Source organism: Photorhabdus bodei (assembly GCF_003287735.1).
Lineage (GTDB): Bacteria > Pseudomonadota > Gammaproteobacteria > Enterobacterales > Enterobacteriaceae > Photorhabdus > Photorhabdus kayaii.
Window position 1 is genome coordinate 303,507 of sequence record NZ_NSCM01000002.1, and the last position, 17,652, is coordinate 321,158.

Genomic DNA, 17,652 nt, shown 5'->3' on the forward strand with positions numbered 1-17,652 from the left:
TAATTAGGGCTATGTTTGATGAAAATCAACGGATTGGTGGTGGTGTTATGGGTAAAAGGCGGTATAATCTCGCCGTTTTTTTGTCTGCTGGCGACATGACATACAGTAGGAGAGGTCCATGAAGATCGTTGAGGTGAATCACCCACTTGTTAAACATAAACTCGGCCTGATGCGAGCGCATGATATCAGCACCAAACGCTTTCGTGAACTGGCCGCAGAAATTGGAAGCCTTCTGACTTATGAAGCAACCGCTGATTTAGAAACAGAAAAAGTCACTATTGATGGCTGGTGTGGCCCAGTAGCAGTTGAGCAGATTAAAGGTAAAAAAATAACTGTCGTACCTATTCTGCGTGCGGGATTGGGGATGATGGATGGTGTATTGGAGAATGTTCCTAGTGCCCGGATCAGCGTCGTAGGGGTTTATCGTAATGAAGAAACCTTAGAACCTGTCCCTTATTTTCAGAAACTGGCTTCCAATATTAATGAACGTATGGCGCTGGTGGTTGACCCCATGTTGGCAACCGGTGGTTCCATGATTGCAACTATCGATTTACTGAAAAAAGCAGGCTGCCAGTCGATTAAAGTGCTAGTTTTGGTGGCTGCTCCTGAAGGTATTGCCGCGCTGGAAAAAGCCCATCCTGATGTGGAACTGTATACAGCTTCTATTGATGAGAGACTCAATGAACAGGGATACATTGTGCCTGGCTTGGGGGATGCAGGCGATAAAATATTTGGTACGAAATAATAAGTTAGCCGACTTTTGAGTCGGCTTTTTTTTGGTTCTGACGCGATAATATTAAGAGGATAAATAAGATGACCCGTCGCACTATTGGAGTAGATGAGCGGCCTCCTTTTTTACAGACCATTCCACTCAGCTTCCAACATCTTTTTGCTATGTTTGGTGCGACGGTATTGGTGCCGATTTTGTTTAAAATCAACCCGGCGACAGTTCTGCTATTTAATGGTATCGGTACATTGTTGTATCTGGTGATTTGCAAAGGAAAGGTTCCGGCGTATTTGGGATCGAGCTTTGCTTTTATTTCACCGGTCTTATTGTTGTTGCCTCTGGGATATGAATTAGCCTTGGGTGGTTTTATTATATGTGGCGTGCTGTTTTGTCTGGTTTCACTGATGGTTAAGGTGGCAGGGCGAAGTTGGATTAATGCGCTGTTTCCACCTGCGGCAATGGGGGCGATTGTTGCTGTTATCGGTCTGGAACTTGCCGGTGTTGCGGCTGATATGGCGGGTTTGCGTCCGGCGGAAGGTGCCGATGTTGATTCAACAACATTGACCATTTCTCTGGTAACACTGGCGGTAACCGTTCTTGGTTCAGTTATGTTCCGTGGATTCTTGGCTATCATCCCGATTCTCATTGGCGTGTTGGTAGGTTATGCGTTGGCGTTCCTGATGGGCGTAGTTGATCTGACGCCGGTACGTGAAGCGCCGTGGTTTGCATTGCCAACTTTTTATACACCACGTTTTGAATGGTTCGCTATTATGACTATCTTGCCTGCGGCGCTGGTTGTCATAGCTGAACATGTTGGTCATTTAGTTGTGACGGCGAATATTGTGAAGAAAGATTTGCTAAAAGAGCCGGGTTTGCACCGTTCTATGTTCGCAAATGGTTTTTCAACCGTGATTTCCGGTTTCTTTGGTTCAACGCCAAATACGACTTATGGCGAGAATATTGGTGTCATGGCAATTACCAAAGTTTACAGCACCTGGGTTATGGTGGTGCCGCGGTGCTGGCGATTTTGCTCTCCTGCGTCGGTAAATTGGCGGCAGCAATTCAGGCCGTGCCGGTTCCGGTCATGGGAGGTGTCTCGCTGTTGCTTTATGGCGTTATTGGTGCGTCAGGTATTCGAGTGCTGATTGATTCAAAAGTAGATTACAACAAAGCACAAAATCTTATCCTGACTTCCGTGATTCTTATCATCGGCGTCAGTGGGGCGAAAATTAATATCGGTGTTGCTGAACTTAAAGGCATGGCGCTGGCAACGATTGTTGGTATCGGTATGAGTTTGATTTTCCGTCTGGTCACGGTTTTCCGTCCCGAAGAACGATATATTGAATCTTCCGTTGAATCTGTTAAGCACGGTAAATAATAGGGCAATAAACTTGGGCTGATTTGCCCGCTTTGAGTAGTTTTCATTATGAAAAGGCGGGGTGATGGTCATTATTTTATTCGTAAGGGAGGCAGGAAAGCAAATGTTCGCCACCAATGAGAGGAATGAGTTTTAGTCGGTTATAGGGTATCAGATTTGTTTATTGTGGAGTAAAAAAGGAGCGAAAAGCTCCCTTTAAAGTTTATCGGACTACGTACCAGTTTCGTTTTCCATTGAGATACTGAACAGTACCCTCTCTTTCGGATTTTTTTAGAGCGCTGTAAGCAGCTCTCATTCGTTCCGCTTTTTTAGCTACCGCTTTTTCGAGTTCAAGCTTTTCTTTTTCAGCTTGTTCGATATGTATGTATGACATAACCCCTCCCATTTGGATCTAACTTATCTATCATGGTAAAGCCGTTTTGTGTCACAAATCGATTAATATACCGCTTATAGACCCTGTTCAGTCGCTCATCCGCGGCTAGTAAAATGTATCCACTAGGGCTGACTGCATTATAGTGCTCATTAATCAGCCTTTCAACTGCGTACATAATCCCTATCATCTGATTATGGTTATTTGTAGGACACCTCTCAAATAGCGTGTTATTGTTTAAATTGTTTTTTGCATCAAATGAAACTTCAAAAAAATTATTTATATCGAAGCTGTAATTTTCAGGCAAAACGACAGAAGAATCTCCCTTTGAAATAATCTCCATTATAATCAAGGTATATTCCACGCCAGACACCTCAAAATCTGCGATATGCGCTTCGCCATATCCCAGGTTTTCTATTTTAAAAGGCATAGAATTTCTCAAAATTTCAATGTGTTGAAACTGTTATTTTCAATATTTTTCAATCAATTGATTTCAGCGCAGTATAATACAAAATCTCTTATTCAAACTTAATGTGAAAGATAAATGCGTGCGGTGCCGCAAAAAAAGAGGTTATAAAGTTAGTTAGCGATATCCATTAGTCAGAAATAACAGATATCGCTTTAATTTTATGCTTGTTCTGATTTCAAATTAACTCATCAGGTACCGCTTATTCATTGAAATTGCGGTAGATAATCACGGTTTATTGTTAATACGTCATCCAATAGTGGTGAAGCAATGTCTATATCGGCAACCAGTGGGTTGGTGATCAGTGCCAACAGCGCAGCATTGCGATCGCCATGAATCGCTGCTTTGATCGTTAAGCGTTCATAGGTTTTTATCTGTTGTGTCAGAGCATACATACTGTCAGGCAGGCGGCCGAACGTCAGCGGGTGGGCGCCTTCTGCATTAATAATACAGTTGGTTTCAATGACAGCATCGTCCGGTAAACCTCGAATAGCACCGTGGTTTGTGGTATTGACTACCAATTGGCTATCGAGATTGTTATGAATGGCGCAAATCAGATCCAGTGCAACCTCGGAATAGAATGCGCCACCGCGGAAACTGAGTTGTTCTGGCTTGTGATCGAGTTCTGGATCAGCATACAGTTCAAATAGTTCCTGTTCTACTTTCATGACCTGTTCTGCTCGTGTGCCTTGTTCGAACGCGGCCTCGCGCTCTTCCTGTAACATATTGCGGGCTTGGTAGAAGTAGCGGTGATAAGGGCAGGGGATTGCGCCTAGAGCCTTGAGCAGTGGTGGAGGCCAGGGTGCCTCTTGAATATTATTCATGGTTAAGACTGCGCCATTGCATAGCATATCAAGTACCTGTTGAGTTTTATCCTGACCTGCAACCAGCACTTGATGTACCCAGACCATATGATTCAGCCCGGCAAAGCGTAACTGCACATCCTGATAAGGGCGTTGTAGCATATTAGCTATCATGTGATGCATTGTGACCGGAACATTACATAGGCCGATAATTTTTGCTTTGCTATAGCGGGAAATCGCTTCGGTAACGATCCCGGCTGGATTGGTGAAGTTAATAATCCATGCGTCTGGTGCAAGTTTTTCAACTTTATGGGCAATATCCAGCAAAACGGGGATGGTACGTAATGCTTTGGCAAAGCCGCCTACGCCGGTAGTTTCCTGACCGATCAAGCCATATTTTAGCCCCAGACGCTCGTCCGCGGCGCGAGCCGGAAGCTGGCCGACACGCAGTTGAGTTAAAATAAAATTGGCACCGCGAATGGCGTTATCTGGTGTGAAATGGACGCTGACAATAACGTGTTCCATGCCGTGACGAGCTAACATACGGCGAGTAAGCGCGGCGATAATTTCTACTTTCTGTTTTCCACTGTCAATGTCAACCAATGCCAGTTCAGATAGTGGAATGTTTTTTTGGTGTTGAATAAGCCCTTCGACTAATTCAGGTGTGTAGCTGCTACCGCCACCAATAACGGCTATTTTGATTCGTTTCATACCTTTTCCTCTTGCGATGGTATTCGGCGATAGAGTTCAATCATATCGCTGGCAAGATCTTGAATAACCATTGCGTTCATTAAATGATCTTGCGCATGGACGGTGATGAGATTGACAGGTAATTTACCGCAGCCTTCATCCAATCCGATGAGGGTAGTTTGAATCGTGTGTGCTTCTTTGATTGCCTGTTGGGATTCTGCCATCAGTGTTTGTGCTGTTTGAAAGTCACCGTTTCTGGCATGTTGTAATGCCATTAGTGCATGACTGCGTGCGCTTCCGGCATGAGCCAGCAGTTCTATAATAGTTTTTTCTAAATCCATGTGTAAATCCTCCGAAAATTAGGGTTGGGATTGAGTTTCTACACCGGTGGATGCTGTGTTTTCTCGCTGTTTATCTTCTTCGTTGACCAACTGTTTTTCAAAAATTTTGAAGAAGGGATACCAGATAAAGAGGTCGATTATCGTGAGTATGATCACTAGCACTGCCGCGCGATAATCCCAGGCGGCGGAAATCATTGCGCCGAATGGCGCCGGTGTAGTCCAGGGCGAAATAGCGACCATTTTATGCACCAGGTCAAGATGCAGGACGCTGTAGGACAATACTGCATTGACCAATGGCACAACCAGTAATGGAATGAATAAGGTTGGATTCATCACAATCGGTGAGCCAAACAGTAGTGGTTCGTTAATATTGAATATGGACGGAACCACGCTCAGTTTTCCGATAGTACGCAAATGTATAGAACGGCTGCGCAGATAAAGAATCGCCAGAACCAGTGTAGAACCAGAGCCACCAATACAGATATAAAACGACCAGTAAGGGTCAGTAAAAATGTGTGTTGTAGCAGTACCTTGAGCCATTAATGTTGCATTGGCGGCAATATTTGCCATAAAAATAGGGGCCATCAAGCCAGTGACAATATTAGCGCCATGAATACCGGCAAACCACAGTAGGTTAGCAATGAGTAGTGCCAATATAATGGCAGGTAGAGTATCACCGACGGAAATGAGTGGGTGGAACATCTGCATTATGGCTGCGGGAATAAGTAGATTGAATTCACTCTGTAATAGCAAGCTGGCGGGATAAACTGTCAGCAAGATACCTATGACTGGGTACAGAAGTTCAAAAGAACGGGCGATTGCTGGTGGCACTTGTGTTGGCATTCTGATGGTGATGTTATATTTTTTTAGTAAACGCGTTAGTTCAACTGACCAGATAGCGCAAATTAATGCGGTAAATACACCTGCGCCACCGAGGAAATCGAGTGCTATTTTGTTTTCTATTTGTGGTGCTGCTGCTAGCAAAAACGCCATTAGTGACAGTAAAGCCGAAGTTAACCCGTCCAGACCGTAGGATTTAGCTAAACTGTAGGCGGTACCGACCGAAACAAAGACACTCATTAATCCCATCGTCATAAAGTAAGGCATTGTGATGGTGTCCCAGTGAGTTTTGGCAAAGGACAACCAAGCTTGGCCGAATGAGGATGCAGTCTGTAAATCGAAGGGTGGGTTTGCCACAATTAACATTATGCTGCCGATGATCAAAAATGGCATGGCTGAGATAAAGCCGTCACGCATTGCTGTAATATGCCGCTGGTTACCGATTCGCCCGGCAAACGGGATAATGTGGTTTTCTAAAACACGCATAAAAGAGGTATAGAGACTCATGAGGGTACTCCGCGTGATGATGAAATTGCTTATTCCAACAGGCTTAATGCCTTATCGAGAACCTTATCACCACGAAGAGTGCCATAATCCATCATGTCAATAACGTCTATTGGTTTACCAAGTGGTTTGGCGATAGCGGAAAAATGGGCCAATTGATACCTCACCTGTGGGCCGAGTAAAACAACGTCAGCGTCGGCTATCATGTGTTCTAATTCAACCGTGGGAACAGCCTTGATCTCAATGTCCAATGCCCGTTTTATCACTTCTGCCTGCATGCGTTGTACCAGCATGCTGGTGGACATACCGGCAGCACAACACAATAGGATTTTTTTCATTGTTCAATCTCCAGTTTGTTATATCGTTTCTTATGGGATAAATGGTTGATGAGAGCTTTCACTTTTTATTAAGACTAGCAACTTATGTTAAATATGTTGCGATTTTGTTCGCATATTAATCAAGAATAGTTTAAGGAATAGTGATAGAGTGTGATCTTCGTTTGTATTGTATATAGTGTGAAAATTTTAGATTCCATTATTGTGTCTGACAGTGAGCAAACGCTAGATGGACGTAGGTTTTGGGAACGTATGATTGCTTGGGCTATCAGCATTAATGAGTATCACGTATATGTTTCTGATGGCACCAAAGAAGAGCGTCCACTAAACCTGATGACCTCATGGGATGACTTTTATGTAACTTGGGCTAATTATTGCTGGGGCCTTGATAAGAGTTATCACTACCATCGCTTTTTTGTTATCAGTAAAGAGCTATTACATTGATCTCTGCTAAGAATGAATAAAACTCACTATCTGATGGCTTTTTCTTGAATAACATAATTCTTAAATAACATAGGACTGAAAACTTAAATTTTTCCTGTTTTTACATGCGGAATATTTTACAGGCGTTTGTAGTCCGTTCTGTGTTATGACGAAATATTATGCGCTTCTGGGGCTGAAATGGATTTAACTTATTGAATCCTAAAAATAGTTTTTTTATTCTTTACCTATACAGTTCATTTACAACTATTTTCTGTGATAAACTTGTTGGCGTTTATTACCAGCTCTGTTTGAGGTGCTTCTGAACACACCATCGCAGCTTTCGTTACCTTTGTATCTTCCCGATGATGAAACTTTTGCCAGTTTCTTTCCGGGGGAAAATGCCACCCTGTTAGCTGCAATCAAATTGGCCATTAATCAGCCGCATGGCAGCTATATTTATTTTTGGTCCCGTGATAGTGGGGGTCGAAGTCATCTGCTGCATGCCGCCTGTGCTGAGTTGTCCCTGAAAGATGAAGCTGTGGGCTATGTTCCGCTGGATAAACGTGCCTATTTTATCCCTGAGGTGCTTGATGGCATGGAACACTTATCACTGGTTTGTATTGATAATATTGAGAGTATTGCTGGTGATGAAGAGTGGGAAATGGCAATTTTCAATCTTTATAATCGTATTCTAGAGATCGGTCGCACATGTTTACTTATTAGCGGCGATCGCCCACCTCGCCAGATTAATCTTAAGTTACCTGATTTGGCTTCTCGTCTGGATTGGGGGCAAATTTATAAATTACAACCACTTTCTGATGATGAGAAATTACAAGCCTTGCAATTGCGAGCGAAGTTACGCGGCTTTGAATTGCCAGAAGATGTAGGGCGCTTTTTATTGAAAAGATTAGACAGAGAAATGCGGACTCTGTTTATGGCATTGAATCAGTTAGATCACGCTTCGATAGTGGCCCAGCGCAAGCTGACGATTCCATTTGTGAAGGATATTTTGCACCTTTGAAGATGATGGTGGTGTCACCATCATCATATCTATTCTTAATCAATTAAGAATTTCTTTTACTTTTTCCGGTGGGCGTCCAAGCCTAGCTTTATCACTACAAACTACGATCGGGCGTTCAATCAGTTTAGGATTGGCAATCATCGCTTTTAGTAAATCATGCTGACTGAGTTTTTCATCAGCCAGATTCAACTCCTTGTATAGCTCTTCTTTCGTTCTCATCAATTGGCGTGCATCATGAAAACCAAGCTGTTCTAGCAGAACGGATAATTGTTCTACAGTGAGAGGAGCCTCCAGATAGAGAATAATCTGTGGTTTAATTCCCCGTTCTTCAATAAGAGCCAAAGTTTCACGGCTTTTGGAGCAGCGGGGATTATGATAAATCGTCACCTGTTGCATGAGAATTCCTTAACGTTTGTATTGACTGTAACGCTGTTGTAGCTGGCGTAATTGATCGATACGAGCATCATAACGTGCTTGATCGTAGCTGCCTAATTTTACGAGTGCACTGGCACTACTGAGGTATTTGATGGCATTGTCAAACTGACCGCGAAGTGCCATTTCTTCAGCATGTGCTGATAATTCTTCATGGCGTTTTCCTTGTTTGGCGGCAGCTTCGGCTATCAGGCGCCAACCGTTGGGATCATCTGGATTATTGAATGTATAGCGATGGAGCAGTTTTAAAGCCTGTTGATATTGTTTTGCGTGAATAAGTGCATTAGCGAGATTGATTTGCAATACTAAATTGTCCTTTTGTTTCTGCAAAGCGTTCTGTAACCGGGTGATAGCCTGAGCAATTCGGTTCTGTTCAATGTCGATATCAGTCATTGTGTCAATGTACCAGACATTATCCGGTTGTTTTGCTAACAGTGGTTCTAGAATAGCCCGTGCCTCAGTGTATTTTTTATCTTGAGAAAGCAAGATTGCTCGGCCATAAGCGGCGGCAAGTTGCTCTTTAGCTGTGCCTCTCCGATAATTTTCTAAAATTTGCTCAAGATAGTCGCGTTGCTCGGTGGTGTACATGCCCATGACACGAACTCTGGCGAACAGAAAATCTTGAGATTGTGGAATGTTCTGGGCCGGGTATTGATTAGCGCGGTTACGTGCATCAGCAAGGCGGCTGTCAGGTAACGGGTGAGTGAGTAGCATTTCTGGTGGCTTAGAACTGTAACGGGTTTGATCTACCATGATTTGCATAAAATCTGGCATACCCTGAGGATCAAAGCCAGCTTTACGTAATGTCTGCATGCCAATACGATCAGCTTCTTGTTCATTGGATTGAGTAAAACTGATCATGCTTTGCTGTATACCGGCAATAGTGCCGCTGAGGGCTGCCATCCCTGCTTGTGGGCTAGCCATTAGCAAAAGAATAGAACCCAACGTACCTGCCCAGGCTAGCGGTGCTGTACGTTGCTGATCTTCCATCATTCGTGCCAGGTGGCGTTGAGTAACGTGGGAAATTTCGTGAGCCATTACGGAGGCAAGCTCGCTTTCATTACGACTATAACGAAAAAGTGCAGCATGAAGTACTACATTACCGCCAAAGAAAGCATAAGCGTTGATATTCGGGTTATCAATCAGATAGAAATGGAAAGGCGTTTTAACTGAGTCTGCATGAGCCACTAGCCTTTGTCCAAGGGCATTAATGTATTGTGTCAATAATGGGTCATAAATCAGCGGAGCGTTGTCACGCATCTGGCGAACGTAGAAATCGCCCATTGCCAGTTCCTGATTGATGCTCAGGATTGAACCTGCCGTGGTACCGATATCCGGCAATGAATCTTCAATGGAGGCGCTGAGAACAGGGGAGCTTGTTAGCAATAATGTACTGATTAATATTGCTGTCAAAGATTGATTAGACATTATTTTCATAAAACAAAAATGCTCTCATTTGACCATCGTTTTAGATAATGCGTGTATGATAAACAAGGGTACCTTAAAAATTAATCAATTTTTAAGAAAAATAGAAATATGAATATTGCTATCAAGGAGCCTGGTCAATGCTGGATATGATTATACAGTGGTATCGCCGTCGGTTTACTGATCCGCAAGTTATTGCGTTATTTGTTATCTTGTTGGCAGGGTTTTGCATTATTTATTTCTTACATGGCATTTTGACACCTTTGCTGGTGGCGATTGTTCTTGCCTATTTGTTGGAATGGCCAACGGCTAAACTTGAAAGACTGGGATGTTCGCGCACAGTGGCTGTTTGTATTGTGCTGATTATTTTTTCCAGTATTAGTTTGTTGGTCATCTTGATTGTGGCGCCAACTGTATGGCAGCAGGGAATTAATCTGTTGTCAGATATACCCAATATGCTTAATCGGTTTAATGAATATGCCCAGACATTACCAGCCCGTTATCCGGCTTTGGTTGATGCTGGCATCATTGATATGATGGCCGAAAATTTGCGCAGTAAGATTTCAACTGCCGGAGAGTCTGTAGTGAAATTTTCGGTGGCTTCACTGATTGGTTTGTTAACGCTGGCTATCTATCTGATTCTTGTGCCACTGATGGCCTTCTTCTTGCTAAAAGATAAAAACCAGATGTTGCAAGCATTGCAACGGGTCCTGCCACGTAACCGCATTTTGGCCGGGCAGGTATGGCGCGAGATGAACCAGCAAATCACTAACTATATTCGGGGTAAAGTCACCGAGATGGTGATCGTCGGTATTTGTACCTATGCGGTGTTTGCATTTCTTGGATTGGATTATTCATTGCTGCTTTCTGTTTTGGTTGGGCTGTCAGTGTTAATTCCTTATGTGGGTGCGTTGATTGTCACGATTCCTGTTGTACTGGTTGCGCTATTTCAATGGGGAGTTGGAACAGATTTCTGGACTTTGATTATTGCCTATTTGGTTGTTCAGGGGCTGGATGGTAACTTGCTGGTGCCGATTTTATTCTCTGAAGCCGTAAACTTGCACCCGTTGGTAATCATTCTTTCTGTGATTACTTTTGGTGGTTTGTGGGGATTTTGGGGCGTATTTTTTGCTATTCCGCTGGCGACGCTGATTAAAGCGGTGATCCAGGCCTGGCCGGAAGATATCGTTATAATAGAAGACGATGAAATAAAAGAGTAAATTTATTTTTAATGATGCGGGTACCCGTTATTAGAGGAAGCACGGGTTGGTGATATCCCTCCCGTACTTGCCCCTGGCATCTTGAGCTGTTAAATGAACGTGATTAAATTTTGAGTCATTTTCTATTTAAGGGTGTAGTTTCAGATAATCCACCACGATTTGGTGGTGATCACTGGTCTTAAATTTATCAAAAACGTACTCGATATTACCGTTGGTATCAATCAGGAAACTGATACGGTGGATACCATCGTAGGTTTTTCCCATAAATTGTTTCTTGCCCCAGACACCAAACTGTTCAGCAACTTGGTGATCCTCGTCGGACAACAATGTGAAGTTCAGCATTTCTTTCTCCACAAAGCGTGACAATTTACTTGGGTTATCTGTGCTAATGCCTAGCACTTCAACACCTGATTCCTTTAATGTATCCATTTCATCGCGCAGACCACAGGCTTGTACAGTACAACCAGGAGTCATTGCTTTAGGGTAAAAATAGACTAAAACACGCTGGCCTTCGAAATCAGATAAATTGATTGTTTCTCCATCTTGGTCAGGAAGGCTGAACTGAGGGGCCTTATCACCGGCTTTCAATGGGTTCATCCCGTATTCTCCGTTTAATCTTTCAACTAAAGTGGTTCAAGAATACTAATACTGCCTTGTGCATTTAGATCTGTACATAACTTATTAAACGCCTGCTTAATAATTATGCCGTCATCCTCTAGGCTGTGGGCGGTAATCTGGATCTGCAACCGAGCAGGGATATCGCCTTCTGGTGGATGTGTTTTTGATACCAGTTCAGCAATATTAAAATCCTGTGTAGTAAACAGATTGGTAAACTGCTCAACAATACCGGGTGAATCATCAACATCAACCTTAACGGAAACCGTGGAAGGAAATGTTGTGTGGGTATCGCACTTTGTGCGTTTCATTACAATAAGAAGATCGAGCTCGGCCCCTTTCTGTGGCAGTGAGGATTCAATCATTGTGATAGCGTTCCAACTACCGGAAAGTAGCATAATGAAGGTGAATTCCTCGCCAAACATGGCTAATCGGCTGTCTTCAATGTTACAACCACACTTACTCACAAGACGAGTAATGGTGTTGACGATACCAGAACGGTCAGCGCCTAAAGCGGTTATAACGAGAAAATGTTGTTCTGATTGTGGCAAAGTCACTTTTCCTTCTCTGCTGTGGTTTCGTTAAGGTAAACATAAAAAGGCTATGCTGCCAAGGTCAATTGCATCAAAGTTGCTCTATTGTATTCCCATGCTCTATCATTGAATTTCAATAAATTACTTTGGTTATCACTTCTTTTTAACAGAGGTTATCTGGTATTAACAAAATTCATTGAAATCCTGTGTTAAATAGTTTCCTTCTGAATGACTAAAAAGTACCATGGAGTTCTTGTTTGTATAGGGGGTTATGTAATGTCTAGCGGGAGATTTGAATTTACAGGTAGCATTGTTGCGCTGGTAACACCAATGGATGCGAGTGGTCAGGTTGATAAGGCCAGTTTGAAAAAGTTAATCGATTACCATGTTGCTAGTGGGACATCAGCGATAGTCTCGGTAGGGACAACCGGAGAATCTGCCACATTGAGTCATGATGAACACGGTGATGTTGTTTTGACAACCGTGGAATTGGCTGATGGGCGTATTCCGGTTATTGCCGGAACAGGTGCAAATGCGACTGCTGAGGCAATATCCCTAACGAAACGTTTTGAAAACAGTGGCGTTGTTGGTTGCCTAACGGTAACGCCTTATTATAATAAGCCGTCGCAGGAAGGTTTATATCAGCATTTTAAAACGATTGCTGAAAATACGGATTTACCACAAATTTTGTATAATGTGCCTTCTCGTACCGGGTGTGATCTGCTGCCATCAACTGTAGCGCGTTTGGCGAAGATTAAAAATATTGTCGCAATTAAAGAAGCTACGGGGAACTTAAATCGCGTTAGTCAAATCCAAGAATTGGTTAATGATGATAGTTTCATCTTATTGAGTGGTGATGATACAAGTGGATTGGATTTTATTCAGCTTGGTGGCAAAGGGGTTATTTCTGTTACTGCAAACATTGCAGCGCCTGATGTTGCTAAGTTTTGTGAATTGGCATTAAACGGCCAGTTTGCAGAGGCGCGTAAGTTAAATAACCGTCTGATGGATTTACACCGTCAGCTATTTGTTGAACCTAACCCGATTCCAGTTAAATGGGGATGTTACAAATTGGGTTTGATTGCTGATGACACCGTGCGTCTGCCGATGACACCATTGACGGATGCAGGAAAAGTCTCAGTTGAAAAAGCCTTGAAAACGGCCGGATTATTGTAAAATTTAGGGAATTTTAATGGCAATATTGTTGCAAAAATCGAAGGTGATGAAGGTTGCTGGTATGTCACTTGTCATGTTATTGGCAGCTTGTTCCAGCGACCAGAGCTATAAGCGCCAAGTCAATGATGATGAGACATATCTTGAAACACCTCCCCTGAAGGCGTTGAAAGTTCCTGCGGGTATGGTATTGCCATTGCAGAATGGTGAATATGATATTCCAGCAATAGCCTCTAAAGGGCAGGTTGGGAAAGCGCTTGATATTCGCCCGCCATCTCAGGCGCTAGCCCTATTGAGTGGTTCCCGTACTGAAAACAGTGTAAAGAGCAGTAAGTTGCTACTTGAAAGCACTCCTGAGAATAGTCATTTGTGGTCACAGATTAACAATGTGCTATTGAAAAAAGGTTTCCAAGTTAGCCAACGTGATGATGCTAGCCAGACATTGACAACCGATTGGATCGATTGGCCGCGAGCAGATGAAAATGTTCCATATCAGACTCGTCATCGTATTAGTGTCGCACGTCAGAGCTATCAGATTGAATTATCCGTGACTAATGAAGGGCTGAGACAAGGTGATCATCAGATAACCGATCCTCTTGAAATCCAACGTTATAACGCACTGATGCTCAATGAATTAATTGAAGGTGTAAACCAGCAGCGTGAACGTATTAGCGATGACTCTGTGGCGCGTAATCTAGGTTCATTGGACGTACAGAGTGGTGGTGATACATCTGGATTACCTCAGATGATTGTTCGGGCACCATATAATATTGTTTGGGATAGATTACCGGCAGCACTGGAAAAAGTAGGTATGAAAGTGGGTAGCCGCAGCCGTTCAACGGGCTCTATTACTGTAACTTATAAAAGCCTCAGTTCATCTAGTTGGAAATCAATGGGTGTTAATGAACCATCCATTAGTGAAGGTGATTACAAATTACAGGTTGGTGATTTGAATAACCGGAGCAGCTTACAGTTTATTAGTGATAAAGGTAAGCCGTTGACCCAATCACAAAATGATGAATTGGTAGCGGCGTTGAAGGCTGCTTTCAGCCAGACCACAGGATTATAGGTCTAATAAAGGGGGGTGAAAAGCCCCTCAGATTATTGACAAAGCGCTGGCCCGTTTGGTGAGTGCTTTGACTCGATTGTCAATTTTGCATTTATTATACCCTATGGATTTCAAGATGGATCGCGACGGCAAGGGAGCGAATCCCCGGGAGCATAGATAACTATGTGACCGGGGTGAGTGAGTGCAGCCAACAAAGAGGCAACTTGAAAGATAACGGGTATATAACAGCCTAATATTGGTTGCCAATATACAAAAGATAGACTAGATCTGACAGCCATCCTATTGCTGAAAGCTTAAAATCCTATCATCAAAATGATTGGGGTTCCTTTCTCCACTATAAATGATTATCTCACTAATATATTAATGACCGAGCTGGCAGCCAAATTGGGTATGAATGGACTCTCTTTTGATGAAGAGGGAAATTGCTTCTTACTCATCGATAACGCTATGCCTGTTATTTTGCGTCGCCAGGAAGAATATTTAGTCATTATTGGCCAGATAGATATGGTACTTCCAGATTCAGCCAATGCTGACACTCTTCGTTATTTGCTCAATATAGCACTTAATCCATTAAATAATCAGTTACCTAGTGTTGGTTGGCATCAAGAGCTTGGGGTCGTTGCGTATAGAATATTACCCTTGCTACATCTAACGGCCAATAAGTTGGAACATGAATTGTCTGAATTTATTACTTGGGCAAATACATTTCCATCGTCACTATCACAGAAAAATACCTTGCCGTCGTCTTATGACAGGAGAATAATTTATGATCGAATTTAAAAATCTTACCGCATTACAACATGCTTCATCACAAATACAAGAGCAAGTTCGTAACGAAGGTAAATTGCCGGCCATGAATACCATATTAATGCAGATCTGCAACAGGTTTTGCGTACGCATCCAAAAAGCAATCAACTTGCCCGTTTCTTTGAGGGGGTAAGTAAATTTTTCTTGCATGGCAGTAGTGCCTCAGTGGCTAAAGAGGTGATTAAAACCCTCTTTTCTACCGAAGGGGCGCAACAGCAGCGTCTACAGAGCACAGATTCGGTTAGCCATGCTCGTATGTTGTTTAAGGATGGCAGTTTACGGACACCAGAACAAGTACTAGAGAAATTAAGAACAGTAGATACACATAAAATGACAGAAGACATGTTGGCTGAACATACGCTTTTGCTACAGCGTACTATGTCAGAGTCGCTACAAAATACAGAAACCGGTAAAAAATTACAGGATCTGATGGGGTATCAGGCAACAGCTCAATTGACCAACAAATTGGTTGCTCCTAAGCAGGAGTTTGTCAGTCTTGAACAATTGTGTAAGCAACCTTCGGCTGCTAATGCTGTTGCCAGTCTTGAGCCAGTTTTGATGATGGAAGAGAAGCACTTGCTGGCAGCTCAACAGCATCAAGAAGCATTAAGAGGCCAAGATCTTAATCAGGGCATTTATGCAGAAATTCTTCCTGAAGAGTCTTATAACCCAAATAAGCTAACTGATAATGTTGACCGCGCTGCCGCCTGGATCCTTAAGGCATCCAGTTCAAAGGGGAACGAATGGAGTAACTTCACCGCGCTACTCAAGGAGTATACCCATAATGGAAAAGATCTCACTGATAGCCAAGTTCTTAAGGAGCTTCATCATAGACTGGTTCCAAACATAGAGCGTGATTATCGTGGTCCAGCAATTAGCGGTGGGAGCCTTCCTTCCAGTGTAGGCGGTGCAGCAATGCTGGCACATCATTTAGAGACATTGGATAAGGAAGATCCCCAGATTGGGAAACAGCTCTTTGCGGCTGTCGTCGGTTTTCACGGTTTCACTGATGGTAATGGTAGGATGGGATGTCTCCTCTATGCACTGACAGAACTGAGAGCGGGTCAATTTTCGCCCCTTTCTCTCCAGACAGAAAATGTTTTGCACGGGATCAAGTGAAAATAGGCCTGCGTATGCAGGCCAGCTTATTGACCTGGCGCTGTATTAAGTGTCCCCTTCATGTAATTTCTCCCTGAGATTCAGGAAATTCAAGTTAATATCGCTTACTACCGTTGGTTACCATACTGCTAAGGTATTCACAATATTTTGGCTTTGTAACTGCTTAGAAATTTAGAAATGCAGAATTGATTAATTTTTTTATTAGCTTTATTTACGGATGGACTTTTGGGGTAAGTTTTTTGACGGTTATCAGCTTGCCTTGAGACTGATTAGGGAAGAGAGGAAGTTTTTTAGCATGATGTTTGGCCGTTTTTTAGACTGACCAGATAACTATAGAAAAAATCAGCTCCTTGGACAGGATTTTATCGACAATCTGTTTTATTATTTATTTATGGTATTTATACAGTAGTAATATCTCTGGAGTATATAAGATGCAAAAAAAAGCTGAGTTGTATCGTGGAAAGGCAAAAACGGTGTACACCACGGATGATCCTGATTTGTTAGTGTTGGAGTTCCGTAATGATACATCAGCATTGGATGGCGAGCGTATTGAACAGTTTGATCGTAAGGGGATGGTGAATAATAAATTTAACCATTTCATTATGAGCAAATTGGCAGAAGCAGGGATTCCGACGCAAATGGAACGACTGTTATCGGACACTGAGGTATTAGTTAAAAAGCTGGATATGGTGCCGGTTGAATGTGTTGTGCGTAATCGGGCCGCGGGTTCATTGGTCAGACGCCTTGGTGTTGAGGAAGGTCTGGTATTGAATCCACCTCTGTTCGATCTGTTTCTGAAAAATGATGCTAAGCACGATCCAATGGTGAATGAATCTTATTGTGAAACTTTTGGTTGGGTTAGCAAAGAACATCTGGCTGAAATGAAAGAATTGAGCTACAAGGCCAATGAAGTATTGAGCAAATTGTTTGATGACGCGGGTTTAATTTTGGTTGATTTCAAACTGGAATTTGGTTTGTTTAAAGGGAAGATCGTTCTAGGGGATGAATTCTCTCCTGATGGTAGTCGTTTGTGGGACAAAGAGACGTTGAACAAAATGGATAAAGATCGCTTCCGCCAAAGTCTTGGTGGTCTGATTGAAGCGTATGAAGAGGTAGCGCGCCGTATCGGTGTTATTTTGGACTAATTGCGCAAACGATTACTTGGGCCGAAAGGCCCTTTTATTATGGCTTTAGCCAGTTTAAGTAGCGTCAGCTGCTTAAACATAAAACCACCCGCTATGCGGGTGGAGACCCGAGGTTATACCAAGAAAAACACCTTTCCGTTACGATATAGATGTTCAAGCTAATATACGTAACTGAAATAAGGAAAGGTGTTTATGGGGATTAAAGCACAAAGCTCA

19 protein-coding genes and 2 pseudogenes are annotated in these 17,652 nt (G+C 42.8%); 10 read left to right on the top strand and 11 right to left on the bottom strand.

Going from position 1 to position 17,652, the window contains the following annotated elements:
• The first annotated feature begins 118 nt into the window (after positions 1–118).
• On the top strand, positions 119–745 hold the full coding sequence (gene upp, locus CKY02_RS03285) for a uracil phosphoribosyltransferase (protein ID WP_112894208.1): 627 nt from the start codon (positions 119–121) through the stop codon (positions 743–745).
• Positions 746–813: 68 nt separating this feature from the next.
• A pseudogene (uraA, locus tag CKY02_RS03290) lies at positions 814–2,105 on the top strand (uracil permease).
• Between the two features lie 202 nt (positions 2,106–2,307).
• On the opposite strand, the gene CKY02_RS24285 reads toward uraA, so the two are convergent.
• The 6 genes from CKY02_RS24285 to CKY02_RS03315 form a co-directional block, all read right to left on the bottom strand.
• Complete coding sequence (locus CKY02_RS24285) at positions 2,308–2,478, bottom strand: hypothetical protein (protein ID WP_162119875.1); 171 nt, start codon at positions 2,476–2,478, stop codon at positions 2,308–2,310.
• Positions 2,450–2,905: a hypothetical protein gene (locus CKY02_RS03295; RefSeq protein WP_112894209.1), complete on the bottom strand. Its 456-nt coding sequence runs from the start codon at positions 2,903–2,905 to the stop codon at positions 2,450–2,452. Before CKY02_RS03295 ends, CKY02_RS24285 begins: the two co-directional genes overlap by 29 nt.
• Positions 2,906–3,147: 242 nt before the next feature.
• Complete coding sequence (locus CKY02_RS03300) at positions 3,148–4,455, bottom strand: 6-phospho-beta-glucosidase (protein WP_112894210.1); 1,308 nt, start codon at positions 4,453–4,455, stop codon at positions 3,148–3,150.
• Positions 4,452–4,775, bottom strand: a complete 324-nt coding sequence (locus CKY02_RS03305; protein ID WP_112894211.1) for a PTS lactose/cellobiose transporter subunit IIA — start codon at positions 4,773–4,775, stop codon at positions 4,452–4,454. Before CKY02_RS03305 ends, CKY02_RS03300 begins: the two co-directional genes overlap by 4 nt.
• Before the next feature lie 18 nt (positions 4,776–4,793).
• Complete coding sequence (locus tag CKY02_RS03310; RefSeq protein ID WP_112894212.1) at positions 4,794–6,122, bottom strand: PTS sugar transporter subunit IIC; 1,329 nt, start codon at positions 6,120–6,122, stop codon at positions 4,794–4,796.
• A gap of 29 nt (positions 6,123–6,151) precedes the next feature.
• Complete coding sequence (locus CKY02_RS03315; protein ID WP_112877714.1) at positions 6,152–6,457, bottom strand: PTS sugar transporter subunit IIB; 306 nt, start codon at positions 6,455–6,457, stop codon at positions 6,152–6,154.
• A gap of 192 nt (positions 6,458–6,649) precedes the next feature.
• On the opposite strand from CKY02_RS03315, the pseudogene CKY02_RS03320 reads away from it, so the two are divergent.
• A pseudogene (locus CKY02_RS03320) lies at positions 6,650–6,898 on the top strand (hypothetical protein); the annotation flags it as partial.
• A gap of 292 nt (positions 6,899–7,190) precedes the next feature.
• On the top strand, positions 7,191–7,898 hold the full coding sequence (hda, locus tag CKY02_RS03325; RefSeq protein WP_011146972.1) for a DnaA inactivator Hda: 708 nt from the start codon (positions 7,191–7,193) through the stop codon (positions 7,896–7,898).
• A 39-nt stretch (positions 7,899–7,937) separates the two neighbouring features.
• On the opposite strand, the gene arsC is transcribed toward hda, so the two are convergent.
• Positions 7,938–8,294, bottom strand: a complete 357-nt coding sequence (gene arsC, locus CKY02_RS03330) for an arsenate reductase (glutaredoxin) (protein WP_112894213.1) — start codon at positions 8,292–8,294, stop codon at positions 7,938–7,940.
• A 9-nt stretch (positions 8,295–8,303) separates the two neighbouring features.
• The gene (gene bepA, locus CKY02_RS03335; protein ID WP_112894214.1) at positions 8,304–9,767 is read right to left on the bottom strand and encodes a beta-barrel assembly-enhancing protease; all 1,464 of its coding nucleotides are present in this window, start codon (positions 9,765–9,767) and stop codon (positions 8,304–8,306) included.
• A 128-nt stretch (positions 9,768–9,895) separates the two neighbouring features.
• On the opposite strand from bepA, the gene CKY02_RS03340 reads away from it, so the two are divergent.
• Complete coding sequence (locus CKY02_RS03340) at positions 9,896–10,975, top strand: AI-2E family transporter (protein ID WP_112877706.1); 1,080 nt, start codon at positions 9,896–9,898, stop codon at positions 10,973–10,975.
• Positions 10,976–11,101: 126 nt separating this feature from the next.
• Here the strand turns inward: CKY02_RS03340 and bcp are convergent, their stop codons facing one another.
• Positions 11,102–11,572, bottom strand: coding sequence for a thioredoxin-dependent thiol peroxidase (bcp, locus tag CKY02_RS03345; RefSeq protein ID WP_112877704.1), 471 nt, complete (start codon positions 11,570–11,572; stop codon positions 11,102–11,104).
• 26 nt (positions 11,573–11,598) lie between these two features.
• Positions 11,599–12,141 (bottom strand): glycine cleavage system transcriptional repressor, encoded by a 543-nt coding sequence (locus tag CKY02_RS03350; protein WP_112894215.1) that lies wholly within the window; start codon positions 12,139–12,141, stop codon positions 11,599–11,601.
• 258 nt (positions 12,142–12,399) lie between these two features.
• Here CKY02_RS03350 and dapA point away from each other — a divergent pair, with 258 nt between their 5' ends.
• Positions 12,400–13,299, top strand: a complete 900-nt coding sequence (gene dapA, locus CKY02_RS03355; RefSeq protein WP_112894216.1) for a 4-hydroxy-tetrahydrodipicolinate synthase — start codon at positions 12,400–12,402, stop codon at positions 13,297–13,299.
• 16 nt (positions 13,300–13,315) lie between these two features.
• Positions 13,316–14,365 carry an outer membrane protein assembly factor BamC gene (gene bamC / locus CKY02_RS03360; RefSeq protein ID WP_112894217.1) on the top strand — a complete coding sequence of 350 codons (1,050 nt, stop codon included), beginning with the start codon at positions 13,316–13,318 and terminating at the stop codon, positions 14,363–14,365.
• A 110-nt stretch (positions 14,366–14,475) separates the two neighbouring features.
• Here bamC and CKY02_RS24290 read toward each other — a convergent pair whose 3' ends face one another.
• The gene (locus CKY02_RS24290; RefSeq protein WP_167405257.1) at positions 14,476–14,643 is read right to left on the bottom strand and encodes a hypothetical protein; all 168 of its coding nucleotides are present in this window, start codon (positions 14,641–14,643) and stop codon (positions 14,476–14,478) included.
• An 85-nt stretch (positions 14,644–14,728) separates the two neighbouring features.
• Between CKY02_RS24290 and CKY02_RS03365 the strand changes: the two genes are divergently transcribed.
• The 3 genes from CKY02_RS03365 to purC all read left to right on the top strand — a co-directional run bounded on the left by CKY02_RS03365 (position 14,729) and on the right by purC (position 17,436).
• Positions 14,729–15,145 carry a type III secretion system chaperone gene (locus CKY02_RS03365; protein ID WP_167405258.1) on the top strand — a complete coding sequence of 139 codons (417 nt, stop codon included), beginning with the start codon at positions 14,729–14,731 and terminating at the stop codon, positions 15,143–15,145.
• Positions 15,146–15,253: 108 nt separating this feature from the next.
• Positions 15,254–16,291: a VopS family T3SS effector adenosine monophosphate-protein transferase gene (locus CKY02_RS03370; protein ID WP_240001982.1), complete on the top strand. Its 1,038-nt coding sequence runs from the start codon at positions 15,254–15,256 to the stop codon at positions 16,289–16,291.
• Between the two features lie 431 nt (positions 16,292–16,722).
• On the top strand, positions 16,723–17,436 hold the full coding sequence (gene purC / locus CKY02_RS03375; protein WP_112894219.1) for a phosphoribosylaminoimidazolesuccinocarboxamide synthase: 714 nt from the start codon (positions 16,723–16,725) through the stop codon (positions 17,434–17,436).
• Positions 17,437–17,652 lie beyond the last annotated feature (216 nt).